Source organism: Salipaludibacillus neizhouensis (assembly GCF_002886185.1).
GTDB classification, from domain to species: Bacteria; Bacillota; Bacilli; order Bacillales; family Salisediminibacteriaceae; genus Salipaludibacillus; species Salipaludibacillus neizhouensis.
Genome location: NZ_KZ614147.1, coordinates 488,933 through 512,149 on the forward strand (window position 1 = coordinate 488,933; position 23,217 = coordinate 512,149).

At 38.1% G+C, this 23,217-nt stretch carries 20 protein-coding genes; 13 read left to right on the plus strand and 7 right to left on the minus strand.

From position 1 onward, the window contains the following. Positions 1–120: 120 nt before the first annotated feature. From opp3b to CEF18_RS19335, 4 genes are read left to right on the plus strand one after another with little or no spacing between them, the layout of a single operon-like run. Positions 121–1,050 (plus strand): oligopeptide ABC transporter permease, encoded by a 930-nt coding sequence (gene opp3b, locus CEF18_RS19320; protein ID WP_110938144.1) that lies wholly within the window; start codon positions 121–123, stop codon positions 1,048–1,050. Next, the gene (gene opp3C, locus CEF18_RS19325; RefSeq protein ID WP_110938145.1) at positions 1,050–2,210 is read left to right on the plus strand and encodes an oligopeptide ABC transporter permease; all 1,161 of its coding nucleotides are present in this window, start codon (positions 1,050–1,052) and stop codon (positions 2,208–2,210) included. The genes opp3b and opp3C overlap by 1 nt, the downstream gene beginning before the upstream one ends. Positions 2,211–2,225: 15 nt before the next feature. After that, complete coding sequence (locus CEF18_RS19330; RefSeq protein ID WP_110938146.1) at positions 2,226–3,290, plus strand: ABC transporter ATP-binding protein; 1,065 nt, start codon at positions 2,226–2,228, stop codon at positions 3,288–3,290. Then, positions 3,290–4,222: an ABC transporter ATP-binding protein gene (locus CEF18_RS19335; RefSeq protein ID WP_110938147.1), complete on the plus strand. Its 933-nt coding sequence runs from the start codon at positions 3,290–3,292 to the stop codon at positions 4,220–4,222. The genes CEF18_RS19330 and CEF18_RS19335 overlap by 1 nt, the downstream gene beginning before the upstream one ends. Positions 4,223–4,328: 106 nt before the next feature. On the opposite strand, the gene CEF18_RS19340 is transcribed toward CEF18_RS19335, so the two are convergent. Together CEF18_RS19340 and CEF18_RS19345 are read right to left on the minus strand one after the other, a co-directional pair. Then, a complete protein-coding gene (locus tag CEF18_RS19340) occupies positions 4,329–5,930 on the minus strand; it encodes an ABC transporter permease (protein WP_110938148.1) in 1,602 nt (533 codons plus the stop codon). Beyond that, positions 5,930–6,847, minus strand: coding sequence for an ABC transporter ATP-binding protein (locus tag CEF18_RS19345; RefSeq protein ID WP_110938149.1), 918 nt, complete (start codon positions 6,845–6,847; stop codon positions 5,930–5,932). The genes CEF18_RS19340 and CEF18_RS19345 overlap by 1 nt, the downstream gene beginning before the upstream one ends. A 152-nt stretch (positions 6,848–6,999) precedes the next feature. On the opposite strand from CEF18_RS19345, the gene CEF18_RS19350 reads away from it, so the two are divergent. The 5 genes from CEF18_RS19350 to CEF18_RS19370 all read left to right on the plus strand — a co-directional run bounded on the left by CEF18_RS19350 (position 7,000) and on the right by CEF18_RS19370 (position 12,899). Further along, complete coding sequence (locus tag CEF18_RS19350) at positions 7,000–7,587, plus strand: TetR/AcrR family transcriptional regulator (protein ID WP_110938150.1); 588 nt, start codon at positions 7,000–7,002, stop codon at positions 7,585–7,587. Between the two features lie 214 nt (positions 7,588–7,801). Then, complete coding sequence (locus tag CEF18_RS19355; RefSeq protein ID WP_110938151.1) at positions 7,802–9,583, plus strand: methyl-accepting chemotaxis protein; 1,782 nt, start codon at positions 7,802–7,804, stop codon at positions 9,581–9,583. A gap of 139 nt (positions 9,584–9,722) precedes the next feature. Beyond that, positions 9,723–10,508, plus strand: a complete 786-nt coding sequence (locus CEF18_RS19360; RefSeq protein ID WP_110938152.1) for an SDR family oxidoreductase — start codon at positions 9,723–9,725, stop codon at positions 10,506–10,508. 385 nt (positions 10,509–10,893) lie between these two features. Next, a complete protein-coding gene (locus tag CEF18_RS19365; protein ID WP_110938153.1) occupies positions 10,894–12,465 on the plus strand; it encodes a Vga family ABC-F type ribosomal protection protein in 1,572 nt (523 codons plus the stop codon). Between the two features lie 191 nt (positions 12,466–12,656). Further along, entirely contained in the window at positions 12,657–12,899 is a 243-nt protein-coding gene (locus tag CEF18_RS19370) for a hypothetical protein (protein ID WP_110938154.1), read from the plus strand. A gap of 463 nt (positions 12,900–13,362) precedes the next feature. Here the strand turns inward: CEF18_RS19370 and CEF18_RS26100 are convergent, their stop codons facing one another. Next, a complete protein-coding gene (locus CEF18_RS26100) occupies positions 13,363–13,563 on the minus strand; it encodes an antibiotic biosynthesis monooxygenase (protein WP_183041158.1) in 201 nt (66 codons plus the stop codon). A gap of 667 nt (positions 13,564–14,230) precedes the next feature. On the opposite strand from CEF18_RS26100, the gene CEF18_RS19380 reads away from it, so the two are divergent. From CEF18_RS19380 to tatC, 3 genes are all read left to right on the plus strand, one after another. After that, the gene (locus tag CEF18_RS19380; protein WP_110938156.1) at positions 14,231–15,682 is read left to right on the plus strand and encodes an alkaline phosphatase PhoX; all 1,452 of its coding nucleotides are present in this window, start codon (positions 14,231–14,233) and stop codon (positions 15,680–15,682) included. Between the two features lie 58 nt (positions 15,683–15,740). Continuing rightward, positions 15,741–15,965 (plus strand): twin-arginine translocase TatA/TatE family subunit, encoded by a 225-nt coding sequence (gene tatA / locus CEF18_RS19385; RefSeq protein WP_110938157.1) that lies wholly within the window; start codon positions 15,741–15,743, stop codon positions 15,963–15,965. A 69-nt stretch (positions 15,966–16,034) separates the two neighbouring features. Continuing rightward, positions 16,035–16,751: a twin-arginine translocase subunit TatC gene (gene tatC / locus CEF18_RS19390; protein ID WP_407690427.1), complete on the plus strand. Its 717-nt coding sequence runs from the start codon at positions 16,035–16,037 to the stop codon at positions 16,749–16,751. A gap of 62 nt (positions 16,752–16,813) precedes the next feature. Here tatC and CEF18_RS19395 read toward each other — a convergent pair whose 3' ends face one another. Next, on the minus strand, positions 16,814–18,343 hold the full coding sequence (locus CEF18_RS19395; protein WP_110938158.1) for a NarK family nitrate/nitrite MFS transporter: 1,530 nt from the start codon (positions 18,341–18,343) through the stop codon (positions 16,814–16,816). A gap of 756 nt (positions 18,344–19,099) precedes the next feature. Here CEF18_RS19395 and CEF18_RS19400 point away from each other — a divergent pair. Beyond that, positions 19,100–19,405: a DUF3817 domain-containing protein gene (locus CEF18_RS19400; RefSeq protein ID WP_110938159.1), complete on the plus strand. Its 306-nt coding sequence runs from the start codon at positions 19,100–19,102 to the stop codon at positions 19,403–19,405. A gap of 369 nt (positions 19,406–19,774) precedes the next feature. Here the strand turns inward: CEF18_RS19400 and CEF18_RS19405 are convergent, their stop codons facing one another. From CEF18_RS19405 to CEF18_RS19415, 3 genes are all read right to left on the minus strand, one after another. Then, positions 19,775–20,494: a 3-ketoacyl-ACP reductase gene (locus CEF18_RS19405; RefSeq protein ID WP_110938160.1), complete on the minus strand. Its 720-nt coding sequence runs from the start codon at positions 20,492–20,494 to the stop codon at positions 19,775–19,777. Between the two features lie 186 nt (positions 20,495–20,680). Beyond that, entirely contained in the window at positions 20,681–21,616 is a 936-nt protein-coding gene (locus CEF18_RS19410; RefSeq protein ID WP_110938161.1) for an NADP-dependent oxidoreductase, read from the minus strand. A gap of 202 nt (positions 21,617–21,818) precedes the next feature. Further along, positions 21,819–23,072, minus strand: a complete 1,254-nt coding sequence (locus tag CEF18_RS19415; RefSeq protein WP_223292442.1) for a GGDEF domain-containing protein — start codon at positions 23,070–23,072, stop codon at positions 21,819–21,821. Positions 23,073–23,217 lie beyond the last annotated feature (145 nt).

Consider the following 23,217-nt stretch of genomic DNA (forward strand, 5'->3'; position numbering starts at 1 on the left):
GGGGAGAGAGTAATGCCAACTCATGGCATCTACTCTCTTTTTCCATTTGAGCATAAATTTTGAACAGTTTGAAGATTCTAATTTATAATGTAAATATATGATTAATAGGAGGGTTAAGGGATGGCGAAGTATATTTTGCAGCGTCTTGGTTATATGGTTGTCACACTGTATTTGATAGCCACATTTTCATTTTTTCTCATGAAAATGCTTCCAGGATCTCCGCTCCGGGCCAAGGAGAAACTATCTGAGGCGCAACAACTAATTGTACTGGAAAAATACGGACTAAATGATCCCGTGCCAGTTCAGTATATTAAATATATAGGTGACCTTTTACAAGGTGACTTAGGGATATCATTTCAAATGAAGAATCAAGCGGTTACAGATATTCTGTTAAATAGAATACCTATATCTGCGCAGTTAGGTTTATATGCTTTGTTAATAGGGACTACAGTAGGGATGCTTTTAGGTATAGCAGCAGCAATAAAAAATAATTCATGGGTTGATTATTCAGCCAATTTTGTATCAGTTATTGGAATTTCAATCCCGTCATTTATATTTGCAGGTTTACTGCAATATTATGTGGGGGTGGAGTTAGGATTATTACCAATTGCTTTCTGGGGAACATGGCAACAAGCGATTATGCCCACCATTGCATTAGCGATATTCCCAATGGCTATTGCAGCACGATTTATGCGAACAGAAATGATAGAAGTACTAGGGTCAGATTTTATTGTTACTGCAAGAGCAAAGGGTTTAAATGAAACTGCAGTATTATTTAAACATGGATTAAGAAATGCTTTGATTCCGCTAGTTACAGTAATGGGACCGATGGCAGTTAGTTTAATGACAGGGACACTGGTTATTGAGCAAATATTTTCTATACCTGGAATAGGGGAGCAGTTCGTAACGTCGGTTATGACGGATGACTTTTCAGTCATTATGGGAACAACCTTATTTTTCGCATTTTTCTTCGTTTTTATCATACTGATTGTCGATGTGCTGTATGGTATCATTGATCCGCGGATTCGACTAGCTGGAGGTAAAGATTAATGGATAAAGAAAAGCTAAATAACGAAAAGTTAAATAAAGATCTGTTCGTTCCTGCTAAAAAGGATGAAGCTAAACGAGAAGAAATTCGAAGGCCGAGTCTTTCATATTGGCAAGATGCTTGGATTCGCTTAAGAAAAAACAAAGGGGCTATATTTGGTATTGCTTTACTAATAATTGTTGGAATCTTATCTCTTGTGGGTCCACATCTTAACGAAAATGATGCCTATCAACAAGACTTGGGGCATTCTAGAATGCCACCACGTGTACCAGTTCTAGAGAACATTTCATGGCTGCAATTAGATGGAACAAAATCTGATGAATTCCAGGCGGCAACTGTGGAAGAAGCCGAACAAAAAGCTCTATTGCGCTTTTCTATAGATGATTTAGAATACGTAGAATTCGAACTGGTAGATGATGGAACGGGTTCTGAACCTGCAACTGTCGTGGGTCATTTCGATGTGTATGCGGAACAGGACATGGATGAGATTTATTATTGGTTCGGCACGGATACACTAGGGCGCGACATATTTACTCGTGTTTGGACAGGAACTCAAGTTTCCTTGCTAATTGCCTTTGTTGCCGCAGCACTTGATATGATCATTGGTGTTGCCTATGGTGGTATATCCGCTTATTATGGTGGTAGAGTCGATAATGTGATGCAACGTTTCATTGAAATATTAATAGGTATTCCAAATCTAGTAGTTGTTATTTTAATGATTATGATATTAGAACCGGGTGTTATATCAATTATAATTGCTCTGACGATCACCGGATGGACAGGTATGGCCAGAATTGTTCGAGGTCAAGTGCTTAAGTTAAAAAATCAGGAATTTATCCTGGCTTCTCGTACACTTGGTTCATCCAATACGCGAATTTTGTCGAAACACCTCATCCCTAATACACTTGGAATGATTATTATAAATACGATGTTCACAATTCCAGCTGCTATATTTTTTGAAGCATTTTTAAGCTTTATCGGGTTAGGTCTCCAATCACCGGAAGCATCGTTAGGAACATTAATTAATGATGGGTTTAAATCATTGCAAACAAATCCGCATATTATGATTTTCCCTGCGATTGTTATCTCTCTCATTATGATTGGATTTAACATTTTAGCTGACGGTCTTCGAGATGCTTTAGATCCGAAAATGCGTAAATAGGAGGTAGGTGAGAAGATGGAAAATATATTAGAAGTTAAAAATTTGCACGTTTCCTTTGATACGCATGGAGGAGAAGTAACAGCTGTTCGAGGCGTTTCCTTTGATTTAAAAAAAGGGGAAACACTTGCAATTGTAGGGGAATCAGGATCTGGCAAGTCTGTAACTACAAGAGCAATAGCACGCCTGATCCCTTCACCTCCTGGAAGAATTAAAGAAGGAGAAATTCTTTTTAACGGAAAAGATTTGGCAAAGTTAAAAGAAAAGCAAATGCAGCAAATTCGTGGTAAGGATATATCGACGATCTTCCAAGACCCGATGACGTCATTAAACCCAACGATGAAAATCGGTAAACAGATTATGGAAGGTCTCATGAAGCATCAGAAAATGGATCGTTCATTAGCTAAGAAGAAAGCGATAGAACTATTGGATTTAGTAGGCTTACCAGATGCAAAAGAAAGAGTGGATCAGTATCCGCACCAGTTTTCTGGTGGACAGCGTCAACGTGTTGTTATTGCAATCGCGTTAGCATGTAATCCGCAAATTTTAATTGCAGATGAACCTACAACGGCGTTAGACGTAACAATTCAGGCTCAAATATTAGAATTAATGAAAGATATCCAACGAAAAACAGAAAGCTCGATCATTTTTATCACACATGATTTAGGTGTTGTTGCTAACGTGGCTGACCGTGTGGCAGTGATGTATGCGGGTAAAATTGTGGAAATTGGTACAGTGGATGAAATTTTCTATAATCCTAAACATCCATATACATGGGGACTGTTGGGGTCTATGCCGACACTGGATAATGAAGAAGAAAGTTTGGTTGCCATTCCAGGATCACCACCGGATATGTTACAACCGCCTAAAGGAGATGCTTTTGCACCGAGAAATGAGTATGCACTTGAGATTGATAATGAGTTGGATCCTCCGATGTTTAAGGTTTCCGATACTCATTATGCAGCTACATGGTTACTACATGAATATGCACCGAAAGTGGAGCCGCCTGCAGCCGTGAAGAAACGTATGAAGGGCTTTGGTAATACAGGTGCTTCACCGATTAGTAAGAAAGGTGATGACTAATGAGCGGAGAAAAATTATTAGAGGTTTCGAACCTAAAGCAACACTTTAAAACTGGTAGACATAGTGTTGTTAAAGCAGTAGATGGTGTATCTTTTGATATTTACCAAGGGGAAACGTTTGGATTAGTAGGGGAGTCCGGTTGTGGAAAGTCAACAACAGGCCGAAGTATTATCCGGTTGTATAATGCAACAGATGGTGATGTGAAATTTAAAGGCGTAGATGTTCACGGCACAAAATCTCATGCTCAGCTTAAAATGTTTAATCGGAAAATGCAGATGATCTTTCAGGATCCTTATGCATCTCTCAATCCAAGAATGACTGTTTTAGATATTATTGCTGAAGGTTTAGATATTCATGGTCTAACTTCTTCCAGTCAAGAACGCAAGGCAAGAGTGCAGGAACTGTTGGAGACAGTGGGATTAAATAAAGAACACGCCAATCGTTATCCACACGAATTTAGTGGTGGTCAACGTCAAAGAATAGGAATAGCACGAGCTTTAGCAGTAGATCCTGAATTCATCATTGCTGATGAGCCTATCTCTGCATTGGACGTATCTATTCAAGCCCAAGTGGTAAATCTTTTAAAGGATTTACAAAAGAAGCATGGTTACACATACCTGTTTATTGCACACGATCTTTCCATGGTTAAATATATCAGTGACCGAATTGGCGTTATGTACTTTGGTAAAATTGTGGAACTGGCAGATAGTGATGAACTTTATAAAAATCCATTGCATCCTTATACAAAGTCACTGTTATCGGCAATTCCGTTACCCGATCCCGATTATGAGCGGAGCCGTACAAGAGTTCCTTATGACCCGAGCCAACTGGATTCAAGTGAAGAACCCGAGTTTAGAGAAGTTCAGCCAAAGCACTGGGTACTTTGTACAACGAAAGAATTCGAAGCATACAAACAAGAAATTAAACAGTGATCATTCTTTCCTTTTGAATGTATCAGGGTATCTATAAATAAATGAAGAGGATGTCTCAAAAAAGTCTTTTGACTTTTTTGAGACATCCTCTTCTCATTTAATAGGTTTAGTTTTCTATATCGCGTTTATTAAAACCGTTAAAGCCTATAAGCATTAGTACAACTGCAAGGGCACTTAGTAAGAACAAAGGCATGAATGTCAGTTTTTCAATAGGAGACTGCGGGACATGGCCAAATGGGGAAAGGTTACCAACCCATTCTGGAAACTGGAACAAACCTCCCAAATAAAGCACGATAAAGGAGTAAAAGACATAAGCCCAAATTAGGTTAGTCAGTTTTGGTAGATAACCAATTAGGAAGACCGTAATACTAATCATCACAAGCATTGCCGGAAAATAAGCAAGTGCTGCAGCATAGATCATCCCGAAACCGAGTCCATCCTCCATTACTGCCGCACCTGCGGACCATAGACCAATCGCTCCTAGGGAAAGCATGACAAAGCCATTTATAATCGATAATATTACGTATCCACCTAACAGCTCTGCACGCGATACTGCTCTGCTTAACAAATGATCAATACGTTCCTTTTTCTCCTCCAAGCGTAATTTATTCATTGTCATAATGGGAGGGACCGTTGCTAACAGGGTTATAACAAGCATCAGCATCGGAATAAACTGCTCTGTTAAAGAAACTCCTGCAGCTGGTGTAAGCATTTGTTCCATTAGTTCATTGCTTTCAAAGAAAGTTTCCAGATCTCCTAATACTGACCCATAAGAAACACCGAGCACATACATACCGATAGCCCAAGCGATCACTCCAGTGCGTTGAAGTCTAAAGGCAAGACCCAGAGGACTTTGTAAAAGGCGCGAAGCAAATCTTCTACCTGGTTTAGATGGAAGAAATCCACTTTCCAAATCACGAATGGCGTTTAAATAAAGAGCAATGAGCAATAAAATGATCGAAACACTAACCAGTATTAAAACGGGGCCCCAATTATTTGCAGTGTATACTTCGGTTTTTGTAACCCAACCTAACGGAGACAGCCAGGACAGTGCTGCATTGCTTACATCACCAACTGCACGAATGAGGTAGCTGATAATTAATACAGCGACAGATAACCCTAGTGTTCCCCGGGAAGTTTCAGAAAGCTGGGCAAAAACGGCTGTGACACCTGCAAAGAACAAGCCCGTTCCTCCTAAAGTTGCCCCGTAAAGCAAAGATCCTTGTAAATTCATACTTTCTATGCCGATTACGAACAAACCGATACCTGAAATAAGTGCTAAAACCAGATTTGTACCTAATGAAATAATAATATTTGCGTTCAGATAAGCTAGTCTTCCAGTCGGTAAGGAACGTATCATTTCAATTCGTCCATCTTCTTCATCTGCTCTAGTATGGCGAGTGACGAGTATGATGCTCATTAACCCAACAACTGCGGCGGTCATCAGCAGCATTTGATGAGCAGTCATTGCTCCAACCGTGTAGTTCGCTAAATCTCCTGGACCTACCATTGCCGTCATTGCAGGATTAGCCATTGTTTCGGCCATCGCGTCTCTTTCTTGTTGCGATCCATATAAATCAATGAATGCGGTAGGAACGAGTAATGTGAAAAATAAGAGACCAATTAACCATAAAGATATGCGAACACGATCCAATCGAAAAATAAACCGTGATAGTTGTCCGGTATTCGACAGTGCTTCCATAACCATTAATGTTTACCTCCTGCCCCTGTATCTCTAGCTTTATCCGTTCCATCATAATGACGCATGAATAAGTCTTCTAATGCAGGAGGGGCACTCTCCAGCTTGATAATACCATATTGACTGATGTGTCGGATAACCTGATCCAATTCTTCTGTGTCTACTTGGAAAGACAGTTCCTGATCTTGTTTAATGATTTCATGAATCCCTTTCAAGTCATGTAACTTCGGAACTGGCTGTTTTGTTTCCACTAGTATTTGAGTACGCGTTAAGTGCCGAAGTTCCTTTAATGAACCAGTCTCGATTATCTTGCCTTTACGTATGATTCCAACTCGATCACATAATTTCTCCACTTCTGATAGAATGTGGCTCGAAAGCAGCACACTTTTTCCTTGTTTTTTCAGATCCATGATACATTCCTGAAAAACATTTTCCATTAGTGGATCAAGTCCTGAGGTTGGTTCATCTAATATATATAGATCCGCATCAGAGGAGAATGCGGCAATTAAAGCAACTTTTTGTCTATTTCCTTTAGAGTATGTGCGACATTTCTTTGTTGGATCGAAATCAAATTTATTTATTAACTCTTCCCGTCTATTTTTATGACTTGTACCCCGCAGTTTTACAAACAAGTCAATGACTTCTCCACCTGTTAAATTGGGCCATAAGTTCAAATCTCCAGGCACATAAGCAATATGTTTGTGAATATCAACTGCATCCTCCCAGGTGTCTTTCCCAAATATTTTCACATCACCATTTGTAGGCTTTAGAATACCAAGCAAGACACGAATCGTTGTTGATTTCCCGGCGCCATTAGGACCGATAAATCCAAACACTTCTCCCTTATTTACTTCTAAATTAACACCATCTAATGCCGTAAATTTCCCGAACCTTTTAGTTAGGTTATTGATTTCTAATACGTTCATCTCTATTCCTCCTCTTTCAGGCAGAAAATATGAAATATCTCAACCTTACGAGTTCATAATATACAAAGTAGATAGGTTTTGCAATTGTTTTGAAGTAAATCATTTGTTTTATTTCATATTTTTTAATAAGCTTAAATGGAGGTGAAAGACCAATGGACGGATTTCAGCGACGCAAAGCACTCAAAAAAACAAAAATATTAAAAGCTGCTCTCGATTTATTTAAAGCTCATGGGGTACAAAAAGTTTCTGTTGCGGAGATAGCCAATAAAGCTAATGTATCACAAGTGACGATTTATAATTACTTTGAAAGTAAAGATAAATTAATGGAAGAAACGATTATATATTATGTTGATCAAGCATGGTTAGAAGCAGAAGAGCTACTGAGTAGTGATGTATCATTTCCTGAGAAAATAAAACTGCTTATCTTTAATAAAAAAGAGGCGGCAAGCAATATTCATGAAGACTTTTATTTATACTTCATGAAGGAATACTCAAATGGAAGTAGTTATATTGAAGAGTTTTACGAGAAAAAAGCAATTCCGAAGATGGTTGAATTATTTAATGAAGGAAGAAAAAAAGGATTTGTTGATCCCGAAATTTCAAACGAGGCCATTATGTTTTATATTTATATGATCAAAGAATACATGCAGCGAGAAGATGTATACGATAAAATATTACCCTATACGGAGGATATAACAAAGCTTTTATTTTATGGGATTGCTGGGGATAGAAAAAAATAACCTAGAAGTATGTGTCTAATTCTAGTGTCTGTTATTTGTCGTTGAGACAAATAACAGACATTTTTTTGGTAATTTTACGGGATTATTAACCGTATTAGCAAATTGCGACAAATATTCTCAATATTCTGTGTCAAAAGTTTCACAATCATGATATTATAGTGATAATTGTAATAGGTATTTAGTAATCTTACGGTTTTATTTTGGGGGGATTAAAGTGGGAAACAAATTGAAGTGGACGGATAGGATAGCTACTCGTATTTTCGCAATTGCAGCACTGTTTATTGTTTTATCTGTTGTAATTTTAGGCTATGCAAGTTATGAAAGCGCTAAATCGGAACTGACTGAAGCAGGACAAAATGATTTAAAGGTTAGAGTTGAATCTGCGGGAGAGCTGTTGGATGTACTTAATGACCGCGTTGAAGCAGGCGAGTTAACATTAGAAGAAGCGCAAGAAGAGGCAAGAGTTCGTTTGGCTGGTCCAATTGTGGAGACTACAGAAGAAGGCGCACCGGTAAGAGATTTTCAAGATGTGCCATATACATATGGAGACCAGGGATATTTTTACGGATTTATGGATGATGGTATGACGGTGATTCATCCTAGTGGTAATGAAGGTAAAAATCTTTTTGATACGCAAGATGATGATGGTAACTATATGATTCGTGGATTAATTGAAACGTCTAAGGAACCGAATCCGGAAGATCGCTATTATACTTATATGTGGATAAATGCAGGCGAAGAGGAAGCCAGAGAAAAAAATGCCTACGTATCATATTATGACGAGTGGGGCTGGATGTATGGTTTAGCAGCTTACAGTGATGAGTTTTATGAAGGAGCAGCTCATATAGGCTGGATGGCTTTCGCAATTGGCTTGGCAACTGTGATCATTGCATCTGCGACATTATACTATTTCTTGCATAAGATGAGTAAACAAATCAATGAGGTCCGTTTTGCTGCTGAAAAAGTAGCATCTGGGCAATTAACAGGCGAAAACTTATCAGAAAAAGGAAAAACAGAAATCTCTCATTTATCAGCTTCCATTAACCAAATGAAGGAAAGGTTAGGTGAGATGATTGGAAGTATTCATGAAAAGTCTTCTCAAGTAGCAGCGTCTTCTGAAGAGTTGACAGCGAGTGCTCAAGAAAATAATGCGACTAGTGAACACACGGCACAGGAGATTCAATCTTTAGCAGAAGTAGCAGAACAAGTGAAGGAAAGAGCAGATCAAAGTTTAGTGATGGTGAATGAACAGGATAAAGGGTTAAAGGATGTGATGACGGCTACGCATCTACTAAGAGAAAAATCCGAGGAATCTGTAAAGGTTTCCAAGGAAGGATCCTCTTCGATGGAAAGAACTTCCGGAAAGATGTCTGGGATTTCCAATTCTGTCAATGAATCGATGAATGTTATTAGCCGATTAGAGGAACGTTCCAAGGAAATTAGCCAAATTATCAGCACGATGACAGGAATAAGCGAACAAACAAATTTATTAGCGCTGAATGCTTCGATAGAGGCGGCAAGGGCTGGAGAAAACGGCAGAGGATTCGCAATCGTAGCGGATGAAGTGAGGAAACTAGCTGAGCAATCAGGCAACTCTGCTGAACAAATCAAAGGCATGATCGGGGATATTCAAAATGATACTAGTGTATCTGTACATTCGATGAAAAAAGTAACAGAGGATGTGGAAGACGGATTAACCTCGATGCTTCATATGAAGAGTTTATTTTCACAAGTGGAAGACATTAATTCAGAGGTAGATGGACAAATTTTAAATGTCACGAATATTGTTGAATTTTTGGATGAAAAGGGTAGTGAATTGAAGAAAGTCACAGAAGATTTCTCGACATTCGCTCAAACGATGACAGACAGTACAAGTACTGTAGCTGCGACATCAGAGGAATCGTTGGCATCCATGACTGAAATAGCTAGAACGGCCGAAGAGCTTAGCTCCATTGCAATAGAGTTACAGGATCAAATCAATGAATTTAAAACCTGAAGAAAAGGCTGATTACTGAGCGTTAGTAATCAGTTTTTTTTTAGAATGCGTTTCTAAATTCCGTCAAACCTAATGTTTAGCTGCTTTACTCCAGGGAATATTAATTTTATCTAATTTTAATATCTAGGAGGCGTGTGAAATGGCTAAAACAATTTTTATTACCGGAGCTGGCACCGGTCTTGGTAAAGGTACTGCAATAGGGCTTGCGAAGGAAGGACATCACGTTATTGCTTCTGTTGAGATTTATCCGCAGGTCACGTCTTTACGGGAAGCAGCGGAGGCTGAAGGTGTGGAATTGGAAGTGTTCAAAATGGATATAAAAAATCCTGAGGATCGTGGACGTATATTAGAATATGATTTTGATATTTTTGTCGCAAATGCAGCGATCAACGAAGGAGGTCCTTTAGGTGAAGTTCCCATGTCTATCTTTAGGGAGATATTTGAGGTGAATGTCTTTAGTACACTGGAAACGGCTCAAATGGCAGCGAAGAAGTTTGTTGAAAAAAGGCAAGGGAAAATTATTTTTATGTCATCCATGGCAGGCAGTATGGCGGGACCATACAGTGGTCTTTACGCGGCCTCAAAACATGCCCTTGAAGCAATTGCGAAAACATTGCAAAAAGAGATGACGTATTTTGGCGTTCAGGTGGCAACGATTAACCCAGGTCCATTTGAGACAGGATTTAATGATCGAGCTGTGGAAGCCAAGTGGAAGTGGTTCAATGAGGATATCCACTACTCTCCCACAGTTGAGATGAGAGCAAAGGATAAAGGAATGGAAAACCAGTTTGATCCGGCGGACATGATCGCTAAAATGGTCGAAGTAATTCCAAAAGATACCCATAAATTCCGCACAGTCTATCCTCCTGAAACAGAACAACAAATGAAGGAAGAAGAAGCAGACAACTGGAAGAAGGATATTTAAACAGGAGGGATGTTCAGGATAGATGTCTGAACATCCTTTTAAAGAGAATTTATAAATAAGAAGAAATGAGATCCATTTGACAAAGATTACTCAATCAGATATTGTGACATTAAATCAATATACACGGAAGGGTGAACCAACTAGATGAAGTACTAATCCTATTTTACGAAAACGAACAAAGGAAGGCATTTTTTAGCAGGAGATATGACTGCTTTTTTGAGATGCTTTCGTTGAGTTTTCAGAATAGGATTAGAGTTCTATAGTTGTCTTCAAAAGGAGAAGTCTCTTTTTGGTGTACACCTGTATCTATCTCTGCCTCCTATTCTGATGTGACTAGGGGGCATTTTTCTGTCCTCGGAACATAACGGTAAATGGGGATGATTATATGATGTTATTAGAAGCGAATGCGTTAAAGTTATATGTTAAAGATCGTTTACTCATAGATGTTGATCGGTTAGAAATTCATAAAAAAGACTGTATCGGCTTAGTTGGCAAAAATGGAAGTGGGAAAACCTCGTTATTGAATGTCTTGGGAGGAAAGGAAATTCCTGAAAAAGGGAAAGTTACCACAGTTGTAACCTGTGAACTTTTACCGCAGTTGTCAAGAACGGATACAACCAAAAGCGGTGGTGAAGTGACACAAGATCACATTGTTGAAGCTCTAGCAAAGGATCCAGAGATCTTATTTGCTGACGAACCAACGACAAATCTGGATACGGATCACATAGAATGGTTGGAAAAGAAATTGATGACATGGCAAGGAGCATTCGTAATAGTCTCTCATGATCGAGCATTCCTGGATGCACTTTGCACAACGATATGGGAGATTCATGAGGGAAGTGTGAGAATATATAAAGGAAATTATTCTGCATATGCCAAACAAAAAGAAGTGGAACTTCATGAAGAGAAAGTTGCGTATGAAAAGTATATAAGAGAGAAAAAGCAGCTGGAAGAAGCAATGAGATTAAAAGAGAAAAAGGCTGATAGAGCCACAAAAACCACGAATAAAGTAAGTAAATCAGAAGCGAAAATCACTGGAGCTAAGCCATATTTTGCTAAGAAACAAAAAAAGCTTCAACAAACTGCGAAAGCAATGGAAACCAGATTAGCAAAATTGCAGAAAGTTGAAAAGATCAAAGAGGTTCCCTCAATCAAGATGAATTTACCGAATGAAGAAACGTTTAAAGGTCGTATTATCCTTCGCGTGAACGATGTACCTGGCATAATAGGCCAGCGTGTTTTATGGAGAACAGCAACCTTTCATGTTCGTGGTGGAGATAAACTAGCCATTATAGGAGCAAATGGAAGCGGAAAAACCACATTGATTAAAAAAATAGTGGAAGAAGAGGAAGGTATTACTGTTTCACCCTCGATGAAAACCGGTTATTTTAGTCAGAACTTAACGATATTGGCGAGCGATAAAACGATCCTGGAGAATGTCAGTTGTACATCCAAACAAAATGAAACATTCATTCGAACGGTGCTTGCCAGACTTTCCTTTTTTAGAGAAGACGTGTATAAACCAATAGAAGTATTAAGTGGTGGGGAGCGAGTGAAGGTCGCATTAGCGAAGTTATTTTTGAGTGATATTAATACACTCTTATTAGATGAACCAACAAACTTTTTGGATACGGAGGCTGTAGAAGCCTTGGAATCACTTTTAAAAGAGTATGAGGGAAGCGTGATTTTTGTCTCCCATGACAGGCGCTTCATCGAAAGTGTCGCAACACGAATTTTAGCGATTAAAAATAAAGAAATAGAACTCTTTGAAGGAACATTTGATCAATATAGCCAGTATGAACCACAAGAAAACAGAAATGTGGAAGAAGACAAACAGCTTCTATTAGAAACGAAGATATCAGAAGTCCTTAGTCGATTAAGTATCGACCCCTCTGAAGAATTAGAGTTGGAATTTCAGAAACTTTTAGAGAAGAAGAGGAATAGTACCAATACTTGATAGATGTTGGATATCATTATTTATGTTGAAGAGCCTCTCCCCTGTCGTAATCGAAATAGGAGAGGCTCTTTAATATTAATTTTTCTCCATCTTTTTTATTAATCTTTGTACTTAAATCACGGACAGGCAAATAAGTATTAAGGAAGCGATATTTAATAATGACACCGTACCTAATATATAGGGGGGATTAGATGGGGAGATATACAAAATCGGAATTGACGGAAGTGAATCCAGAAACATTAATGGTAACGTTAAAAGTAAAGATAGAGGGAGAGACGGAAATACCAACATGGAAAGATGATTTAAAAATAAAAGCGGCGCTAGCTTTGCTGGAAACAGTCGATCGATCCCATTTTGCAGAGAAAGACTTAGTTCATAAATTTGAAGAATCGATAATTGATCTAAAATTAATGGTAGAGACATTGGAAGATTAAATATTAAAACCGAACCTGGTGGTAAAAACGATTGACACTTGCTAAGGGATACTCGAATCTGCTGCAAGAGTACGATTTCTGTGGAAAAGTTGCAGCCTTTTCCTTCTCGAACATTTCTATAAAAACAACAAGGTTTAACGAAAGTAACCTTGTAATATAGAGAACTCTTCCACTCTAATCAAATGGAAGAGTTCTTTTTTAGAAGATACACCAGAATTTATAAAATCGGCAGCTACCTTCACACCGCACGTATCAAGGAAAACCCACCTCCTATCGAGTAGCACCTGCACACACTTCGTAGGTGCTATTCGGCGGCGGTGGAAGCTGACGCTGTATTTAATAAAAGACGGCTATGCATTTTTTTATGGATATTTAGTTGAAAACTTGATCGTAAATAGTGATTGAATAAGGTTTTTCGAGTAAATCTGGTACAGCTTCTTTGAAGCGGGCAAAGTGGGAAGTTTCACGGTGTTTTAGTTGATCCTCTTGTGTTTGATATACTTCGATAAGTAAAGAAGTGATTTTTTTGCTTTGTATCTTGAAAGACATCGAATTGCAGAACACCTTCCTCTTTCAAACTGTTTTTTCGATTATCTTCGACTACGTCGACAAATGTATCGATCTTATTTTCCTTTACTTGAACTGCTACATGAACAATATACATGGAAGCCCTCCTCCTTGTTTTTCTGAAGTTTAGCATACGGTTACTAAATATTCCAAGAATGCCTCTAAGTCTATCTAAAATTAGGAGCATTCTGTTTGTGATGAAATAGGGGACGGTTCTCTGCTTCTTTTCATGGTGAGCTTGGAAGCGGATACCCGTTCCAGCGATAGTCATTGAATGGGTGTACTATATTATATTTTTAGGAATATAGAATAAAAAACAAGTCTCTTTTTAGCACAAGAGGCTTGTTTTTTGTCGACTTGTATTTTAAACATATGCTAACAAATGGTTTAAAGGTGATTTGGTGACTTTAATTAAATCAACAAAAAAATCCTTTTTATTTCATAAAATTCATAAAGTATTAATAAATTTTTCATAAAACATAAAATGTGCATCTCAATTTTGTCCATTATGTGGGTGGAAAGTCACGAACCTTTGGATAATAGAATAACGAATTGCAACATCAGAAATGAATTGATGTACGTATACATAAAATAGTAACGGATTTTCCCCCTTTTATTTAATTGAAATCCCTCCTTCTTAACTAGTTGCATCATGTTTACACGATAAAGATATTACTAGCATTAGAAATTAATATTTTTTTGGTAGATTACTAGTAGAGCGACACTCTAGAAGTGCAGCCAACTAAAAAAAGGAGGCAGAGATAATGGAGAAAAAGAATTTGAACAGAAGAGATTTCATCAAAATTGGGGGCATGAGTACGCTCGCAGTTACATTGGGATCTACCGGTTTATTTTCTCTTGCAGGACAAGAGACCACCTTTGCAGCTTCTAAAAATAATCCAACGAGTGGATTTGGAGGGTATGGGCCATTAGTAAAAGATCCTAAAGGTATTTTTGATTTGCCAAAAGGCTTCCAGTACAAGATTATTTCAGAAACAGGCGACCAGATGTCAAATGGGGATCTCGTCCCAGGATTACCTGATGGAATGGCTGCATTTCAAGGCTCAAAAAACTCGACGGTTCTAGTTCGAAATCACGAGTGTGGTACGAACCATGATTACCCTGTAAATGGAAAAAACCCTTGGAGTAAAGGTGCAGCTGGCGGAACAACGGCTTTAGTAGTGGGACCTAACCGAGAAGTAGTTTCAGAGTATGTCACTAACTCAGGGAATATTCGTAACTGTGCAGGAGGAGCTTCTACTTGGGGAACTTGGTTAACATGTGAAGAAACTCGAGATATGGGACATGGATTCGTATTTGAAGTAGACCCTGATGATCCTGAAAATGAGATGTCCAAAACACCGATTCGTGATATGGGATATTTCTCTCACGAGGCGTGTAGCATTGATCCTTCTACTGGAATTTGGTATTTAACAGAAGATAACAGTCCAAGTTACTTATATAGGTTCACCCCTTATGATCGAAGTCAAAAGCTAGGTTCTTTACAAAAAGGTGGCACTTTAGAAGCGGCAGCCATTGATGAAATTCCAAATAAATCAGCAAAAAACTTTACACCTGGTCAACAAATCGGGGTTGTTTGGAAGGAAGTTAAACCTGAACGTGCAAAAGAAGATGCCAAGGATTTAGCCTGTATTCAGTTTACACGTCTAGAAGGATCCTGGTTTGAAGGTGGCGCTTTTTGGTTTGATGATACAGCTGCAGAGACCACTACGGCTTCAGGTAAATTTGGTAGAATATATCGTTATTTTCCAGCTACAAATACATTAGAACTTTTCTTTGAATCGTCAGCTTCTAACGAGTTACATGCTCCAGACAATATTACTATTACGCCATGGGGAGACTTATGGATTGCAGAAGATGGAAATCCTAGGGGTGATCGTATCATTGGTCTAACTCCAGAAGGTAATGTGTACCCATTCGCGCAAAACGTCTTTAATAGTTCTGAGCTCACAGGACCAGTATTCTCTCCAAAAGGAAATACACTGTTTGTAAATATTCAAAGCCCAGGGATAACCATAGCCATTTGGGGACCATTTGCTCGAAGAAACTCGGCAAAGCAAGTAGCGATGAGTCATGCTTCTCCTCCAGCAGGTTTTGCTCCGGAAACTTCTCACAAGGTTGAGGAATATGCAGAAAGAAATGGAATGTCTTTATTAGCGGCGGCTGCATTAAATCGTCATGGGGTTTCCGTTTAATTAGATATTATTTAGTTATAAAATACGATAGTTTTCTAGCACAAAGGAGGATTCCAGCATGTTTCAAAATATTGGAATACCAGGTATTATTCTAATCTTGGTTCTTGCTTTAATTATTTTCGGGCCTTCAAAGCTACCGGAAATTGGCCGTGCATTCGGAACGACTTTAAAGGAATTTAAAAAAGCAACAAATGAGTTAGTGAATGGTGAGCAATCAACAAATTCAAACTCGGAAGATAAAACAGGCGAGCAAGTAAATGAAGAAAAACAGGAAATTAAATAAAGGAAAGATGTGGGTCGGTCGGTTAAACCGCCTACATCTTTCGCCTTTTCTTTGAAAGGAAGTTTGTAATTGGAAAAAGACGGAATGCAACTCATTGATCATCTATCAGAATTACGGAAACGAATAATCATCACAGCAATTATTTTCGTGAGTTTCTTTATGGGAGCTTTTTTTTATGTGAAAGATATTTACCGTTTTTTAGTTAAGGACTTAGATGGGAATTTAGCTCTACTAGGACCAGGTGACGTTCTTTCAATATATATGATACTGGCAGCTGTAGTTGCGGTTGCTTTAACTATACCTGTTGCAGCCTATCAACTTTGGAAGTTTATAAAACCCGCTCTCACAAAGGATGAACAGAAATCTTCGCTATTATTTATCCCTGGTTTGTGTATCTTATTTCTCTGTGGGGTATCCTTTGGATACTTTGTTCTATTTCCGCTAGTCCTATCCTTTGTTTTATCTCTCGCAGGAGACCAGTTTGAAACATTTTTCACTGCAGAAAAGTACTTTCGATTCATGCTTCATCTCACATTGCCATTTGGATTTCTGTTTGAAATACCTGCAGTAGCTATGTTTCTAACAAAACTGGGGGTAGTGACTCCGGAAAAATTAATAAAAGGTAGAAAGTTTGCTTATTTGTTACTTGTAATCATTGCTGTACTAATTACACCACCTGATTTAATTTCAGATGTATTAGTTATCATTCCTCTATTTATTTTGTATGAGGTTAGCATAACTCTGAGTAAGATCATTTTCCGAAAAAATTCTACAATAGCAGGTTGAAAGTAAAATGGGGGACGGTTCTCTGCTTCATCATGAAGCAGAGAACCGTCCCCTTGACACACTTATCGTCCGCCTGAAGCGGTTTTCTTTAATTCTAATGCTTCCTTCGCTAGACTATCTGTATCAATGGCATTCTGTTTGTCTACAGAAGACTGGTAATAGTCACCTGCAAACGAGTTATCAGGTTCTTCAAGCCAGAAGTAACATATAACGAAACTTGCGAAGGCCCCTCCTGCTAGAACAAAGAAAAACTGTTGTGGTGTGACAAACGTATAAAGTGTTAAATACAAGGTTGCACCAACATTACCATACGCACCAGCCATACCGGCAACTTGCCCTGTCAATCGTTTCTTGATCATTGGAATAATTGCAAATGTTGCTCCTTCAGCTCCTTGAACAAAAACAGAGGTGAGAATAGTAACTACAATAGCTAGGATTAAAGGCCAACCCGATTCAATGAACCCCATCACAACTAGCCCAATACTGATACCTATTAAATAGGTAAGCATGACTCGCTTACGGTTTCCTAAGCGATCGGATAAAACTCCTCCAAGTGGTCTAGCTACCAAGTTTATAAAAGCAAACGAGGCAGCAATCATTCCAGCTGTGGCAGGAGTGAGTGTGAACGTTAACTGAAAAAACATTGGAAGCATTGATATAATTGCTAATTCGGCACCGAAGTTTGCAAAGTATGTGCTATTCAAGGCAGCAACATTTTTAAAATTATAGTGATCGTCTTTCGGTACTCCTTTTTTTAGAATTGGAACATTCACTTGTAATATCTTTAACACTTGATAAATCATCGTTATTCCAATAACGGTATAGGTGATATAAAGGACATTAGAAGAAATAAAGCCCATACCCTCAATTCTCCAGGCAAGTACTGCTAAAGCACCGCCTAATGGAAGGGTCCATAAGATGAGCTGGATCATGTCTTTCCATGTACTAACTTCCATCGCCCCTGATTTTTTAGGCTTGATGAAAGCTTTTCCTTCCGGAGTATCTCTCACACAAATAAAGTAAATAATTCCGTAGATAATACAAATAACGCCTGTTAAAGCAACTGCATATCTCCAACCGTTATCTCCTCCCAGCATGGTTAAAGCGAACCATGGAAGTAACATGGCGGCAGCAGCTGAACCGAAATTACCCCAACCACCATAAATACCTTCCGCAAAACCAACATCTTTAGGTGGAAACCACTCAGAAACCATCCGAATCCCAATAACGAAACTGGCACCGATACTACTTAATAATAATCTTGAAATCATCAATTGAGTCCAAGTGTCACCGAACGCAAACATAAAAGTAGGTATGGACATTAAAATTAAAAGTGCTGAGTAGACTACTCGTGGTCCGAATCGATCGAGAAACATCCCTACGACTATTCTTGCAGGAATCGTTAAGGCTACGTTTAGTATTCCAAGTGCAGCTAAATGTTCCGTGGTCATCCAATCCATTGTATCCAACATCGTTGTAGCGAGTGGAGCCATATTGAACCAAGTGAAAAAAGAGATGAAGAAAGCAATCCAAGTTAAGTGTAAAACTTTCATACGTTGACTTTTAAATTTAAAAATATCTGCCGTTTTCAATTAAAGCCCCTCCTATAGGTATCATAGATTTTTTGTACTCCAATAATTATTTGTAAATTCTGATTTTTCTTGATGTGAAAAGTTATTGAATTTTTGATATTCAATCGTTTTACTAGTAATTGTTTTTTATTATGGCACATGCTCTGTTAGGAAATCGGATAGTTGTTACAATATCTAACGCGAAAATATTCTCGTCCTTTCCAGTGCTAATTGGTTTAAGTATTGCTGGATCAACAATGAAAACGGTATTTTAAAGTAGGATATTTATTATAAAAAATTGAAATTAAAATGCTCTAATAGAGCTTTGTATACATGACATAATGGTAATTAAGAATGTATTAATTGTTTTTTTATTTAATTTAGTTAGTGGAAAAAACGCTGCTTTCTACTAAACAGGGAGTCGGTCATACCGATAACAAAAATGAGTTCATACTTATAGAATAGAAGCATAAGAATGATGAGACCGTCAGATTAAATAGGTAGGATATTTATTTGAGAGAGAAGCGGGAAAATTCTATTGTCTCTATCAAGCGAGTGAAACTGGAGATTTACAACAAGGGGGAGAGAATACTGTCTTAAATAAAAGATCAAAATAATACATGCTAAGATGTATCCGAGACTGAAAAAGTGACGCAAAACAGGTAATTTAGATGATAAAAACTTCCTTCTTTTTTTACCTTGATAGAGTGGAGTTATCGTGAGTATTACTATATAATTAGTTTTGTAAATGATAGTTTGTATACGTGGAGGGTTATCATGTTAAAAACAGATCTTGGTCGTTTTAGAGTAATGGGATTTTTTGAGGGAGCATCATTATTGATTTTGCTTTTTATAGCAATGCCGGTCAAATACGTTTTAGGAATTCCTGAAATGGTAACAGTCGTTGGATCCATTCATGGTTTCCTTTTTGTTGGATATATTCTTTTAACACTTTACACCACATACAGAATCCGCTGGTCTTTTAAATGGCTATTTAGTGCAGTTGTTGTAGCCTTTATCCCGTTTGGAAATCTTATATTGGATGGACGATTAAAGCAGGCAACATTTAGTGTTGCGAAGTAAAATACAAGGGGTCCCTATTATCTTGTCGAATTCGATAAGGTTGTAGAGACCTCCTTTTTCTTGTATTGTTTTTTACTCAACTAAACTTAAGACTCCAAGTTATAAAGGATTATGTATACATTGAAATTAGAGGGGTAATTCCGCGCAGGAATTACCCCTCATTGATGAGTTGTGTATTGTATTGACTATAGCTTACCAACCTTCTCTTTATAAGAGGATGAACTTTCACGACAACCGAATCGGAAGGCGTTTCTTAACAAGGTCGGTCGAAATGTTGCGTGAAATCGATTAATTAAGCTACAGAGATTTACGCTGAAATTTAAAACAAGATATTTGGGATTTCTTCCGCCTTTCAAAAATAAAAATCTTTTAAAACGGGTTCGTACCCCACTGTGCAGCGGTCTTAATGAATGTCCGCTGTTCAAGTTTGAGCTGACTAACCATATATTCTGCAAGGTCTTCTGCTTGCGTGTATTTATCCGGGTTTCGTTCGTTGGAATCCTTACCTCTAGTTAAATCGGTTTCTACAAGACTAGGCGTCAGAACGCTGACCCGGATATTGTTGCGACGGACTTCTTGCATCAGAGATTCACTCATACCAATTACAGCAAATTTCGATGCACTATAAGCACTGGAACCTTCTGTACCTTTAAGTCCAGACATCGAGGAAATGTTAATTATATCTCCCTGATTTTGCTCAATCATGTTAGGCAATACAGCTTTTGTTACAAGTACAATCCCCATGACATTTGTATCCAGTACTTTTTTCCACTCCTCGGTGGATAAATCTTGAAATTTACCATAAACTCCAACTCCAGCATTGTTGATCAAAATATCGATAGAGCCAAGGTTCTCTTGGATTTCTTTTACAGCACACTGAACTTCTGTTTCATGTGAAACATCTGCAACAGCCGTAACAAACGTTGCTCCCATCTCAGTTAGTTCTTCGTGGATAACTTCAAAACTTTGTTCTGAGCGAGCAATAAGTCCGAGTTCAACACCTTCTTTTGCAAGGGCAATTGCGGTAGCTCGCCCAATCCCTCTGCTTCCTCCTGTTATAAGTGCTCGTTTCCCTTGTAATGATTGCACGCTTTAAACCATCCTTTCTATTTATATCTCTATCCGATATATTCACTAAATGATGACGTTATAACCACGTCCAGTGATAGTTAGCTAAAAGTTGGAGAAAAAGTTTAAGAAAAGAACCAGGCACTTGTTAGAGAGAATAAGTGGCTGGCATTTTATCATAATAAATGAAGCGTATTCGACCTAATCTTACTTCATTTTAATTACAATTTTTCCTTTGGCATGATGTGTTTCACTGAGTCCGTGAGCTTCTTGAAGTTGTTCAGCAGTAAAGTCGAAAACATGACCAACTTGCGGTTTTACGATTCCTTTTTCTAAAAGGTCTCCAAGTTGAGCTAACTGTTTGCCATTCTCTGTAAGCCAATAGGAATTCGCTTCAACCTCGTATTTTTCAGCAAGTTTTTGATCCGGAGAACCTGCGATTGTGACGAGTTTTCCACCGGGTTTTAGCACAGTAAAGCTTCTCTCAAGAATCTCTCCGCCCATCGTATCAACGACAATATCAAAGTTTTCTATTTCTTCTTCAAATTTTTGTGTGCGATAATTAATGACTTGATCTGCGCCAAGTTCCTTTACGTAGGATTCATTTTTCTCACTGGCAGTTGTAGCGACATATGCGCCGAAATGTTTAGCAATTTGTATGGCTAAACTCCCAACACCACCGGCGCCAGCGTGGATAAGCACTTTTGAGTCCTCTTTTACGCCTGTTTCATCTAAGAGACATTGCCATGCGGTTAGCCCAGCAAGAGGTATCGAGGCAGCTTCTTCAAAAGAAAGATTTTCTGGTTTTTTCGCTAATCTGCTTTCATCGACAGTCGTATATTCTGCATACGTTCCGTTGTGAGTAGTAGCTGGTCTAGCAAAAACTTCGTCACCAACCCCGAAATTTTTCACGTTCGTTCCAACTTCCACAATCTTACCAGCTACATCCCATCCCAAAATAATAGGGAAGGGAAAGTCGAGCATTTCTTTCAAATAACCTTCTCTTAACTTCCAATCAATTGGATTTATAGAAGTTGCGTGGACTTCCACTAATACTTGATCCTCGGTAATTTCCGGTTTTGAAACCTCTTGTTCATGTAACAGTTCCTTACCACCATATTCATTGATAACAATTGCTTTCATATGTTTGATACTCCTTTTTTAAAAATATAATCTTATTGTTTTAGAAAAATCGATCCACTTAATAATGTTTTAAATCTTTCATTTAACAAATTACTACTTGTAGGGCATTCTCTTACTTAGTATTGTCTAGTGTAAAAAAGACAATAGATAAAATCAAAAAATTAGCTTATGAGGAATCTATTGGTACTAGTAACCTTTGTAGTTAAGGAGTACATGTATTGTTATCATTTACTTCCATATAAGTTTTTACACTGTTACGCCCATCTTCTTTTGCTGCATATAAAGCTTTATCTGCATTCTCAATTAATTCGCTGGATTTGTTTTCCTGGTTCGGTAAAATGGTGGATATTCCGAAACTAACCGTTACTTCATCACATAAAGGAGAAGAAGTATGAGGAATGCTTAATTTCTGTATGCTTTGATGTAGCTTCTGTGCCAGGTTTAAGGCTTCCTCAGCAGAGTAATCAGGCAATATAATAGCAAATTCCTCCCCACCATAACGAGCAAAAACCGTATCCGTATCCGTTAATTTTTGATCAATTACTTTTGTAATCGACTTTAAGCAGTCATCTCCAGCTTGGTGACCGTATTCGTCGTTGTAAAGCTTGAAATAATCTATATCGAGCATGATTAAAGATAAAGGAGTATTGTTGTTTAAGGAGCTTTCCCAATAGTTTTGAAGCTCATTATCAAAGTGCCGACGATTTGACACACCAGTTAGCCCATCCTGTTCCGCCAGTCTTTTAAGAAGTTTATTTGCCTGGATAAGCTCAGACTCTGTTTGCTTTTTCACAGTAATATCGACGATGGAAAGTAACGCAGCGATTAACTTTCCAGTATGATCATAAAGCGGTGTACCATTAACAGACAAAACTTTTCTTTGGTTTGAACCTGAAACAACAGTATGAACATAATCTTTCACATACCGCTCGGTCTTCATGACAATGGATACAGGAAGATTCTCTCGTGCAATCGGATTTCCTTCAATTGTTGTAATCACCCATTCATGTGCATCATATTGCCTAGAAATAATGTCTTTCTGTTTAGTATCTAATATTTCCTCTGCCATATTATTTGCATACTGAAGAGAGCCTTTCAAATCGAAAGTAAGCACACCATTAGGAAAGGTCTCTAGGATATCTTTTAATTTCTGCTCATTTTCTTTTAACTGATGCTCGTATAACTTGCGTTCCGTAATATCCTGAAACTGGGAAATGGCATACATAGGATTACCTTCGTCATCTTTAACTGCAGAAACGTTAAGTAAGCACCATACCAATTGACCTTCCCTGTGAATATACCGTTTCTCCACTTGGTAATAACTAATTTCATTGCTAAGAAGTTGGTGAAAAGCACTCAAACTAGCTTGAAGATCCTCTGGATAAGTCAAGTCCCTGAGAGATTTACCCTTTAATTCGGTCTCACTATAACCTAGTATCTCGGACTTACATTGGATTAGTTAAAAGGAATTTCCCATTAGTAGATACGAGAGCAATTCCCATCGAGGAAAATTGAAAAACTTGCTCAAATAATATCGAACGATCTATCTTCGTGATCATACAGCTCTCCTCCACCAGTTACAAAATATATAACTCAAGGTA

What these genes read in the sequence shown, in the direction of transcription:
- opp3b (WP_110938144.1), top strand. Translation starts at nt 121, where the DNA reads ATGGCGAAGTATATTTTGCAGCGTCTTGGTTATATGGTTGTCACACTG.
- opp3C (WP_110938145.1), top strand. Translation starts at nt 1,050, where the DNA reads ATGGATAAAGAAAAGCTAAATAACGAAAAGTTAAATAAAGATCTGTTC.
- CEF18_RS19330 (WP_110938146.1), top strand. Translation starts at nt 2,226, where the DNA reads ATGGAAAATATATTAGAAGTTAAAAATTTGCACGTTTCCTTTGATACG.
- CEF18_RS19335 (WP_110938147.1), top strand. Translation starts at nt 3,290, where the DNA reads ATGAGCGGAGAAAAATTATTAGAGGTTTCGAACCTAAAGCAACACTTT.
- CEF18_RS19340 (WP_110938148.1), bottom strand. Translation starts at nt 5,930, where the DNA reads ATGGTTATGGAAGCACTGTCGAATACCGGACAACTATCACGGTTTATT.
- CEF18_RS19345 (WP_110938149.1), bottom strand. Translation starts at nt 6,847, where the DNA reads ATGAACGTATTAGAAATCAATAACCTAACTAAAAGGTTCGGGAAATTT.
- CEF18_RS19350 (WP_110938150.1), top strand. Translation starts at nt 7,000, where the DNA reads ATGGACGGATTTCAGCGACGCAAAGCACTCAAAAAAACAAAAATATTA.
- CEF18_RS19360 (WP_110938152.1), top strand. Translation starts at nt 9,723, where the DNA reads ATGGCTAAAACAATTTTTATTACCGGAGCTGGCACCGGTCTTGGTAAA.
- CEF18_RS19365 (WP_110938153.1), top strand. Translation starts at nt 10,894, where the DNA reads ATGATGTTATTAGAAGCGAATGCGTTAAAGTTATATGTTAAAGATCGT.
- CEF18_RS19370 (WP_110938154.1), top strand. Translation starts at nt 12,657, where the DNA reads ATGGGGAGATATACAAAATCGGAATTGACGGAAGTGAATCCAGAAACA.
- CEF18_RS26100 (WP_183041158.1), bottom strand. Translation starts at nt 13,563, where the DNA reads ATGTATATTGTTCATGTAGCAGTTCAAGTAAAGGAAAATAAGATCGAT.
- CEF18_RS19380 (WP_110938156.1), top strand. Translation starts at nt 14,231, where the DNA reads ATGGAGAAAAAGAATTTGAACAGAAGAGATTTCATCAAAATTGGGGGC.
- tatA (WP_110938157.1), top strand. Translation starts at nt 15,741, where the DNA reads ATGTTTCAAAATATTGGAATACCAGGTATTATTCTAATCTTGGTTCTT.
- CEF18_RS19400 (WP_110938159.1), top strand. Translation starts at nt 19,100, where the DNA reads ATGTTAAAAACAGATCTTGGTCGTTTTAGAGTAATGGGATTTTTTGAG.
- CEF18_RS19410 (WP_110938161.1), bottom strand. Translation starts at nt 21,616, where the DNA reads ATGAAAGCAATTGTTATCAATGAATATGGTGGTAAGGAACTGTTACAT.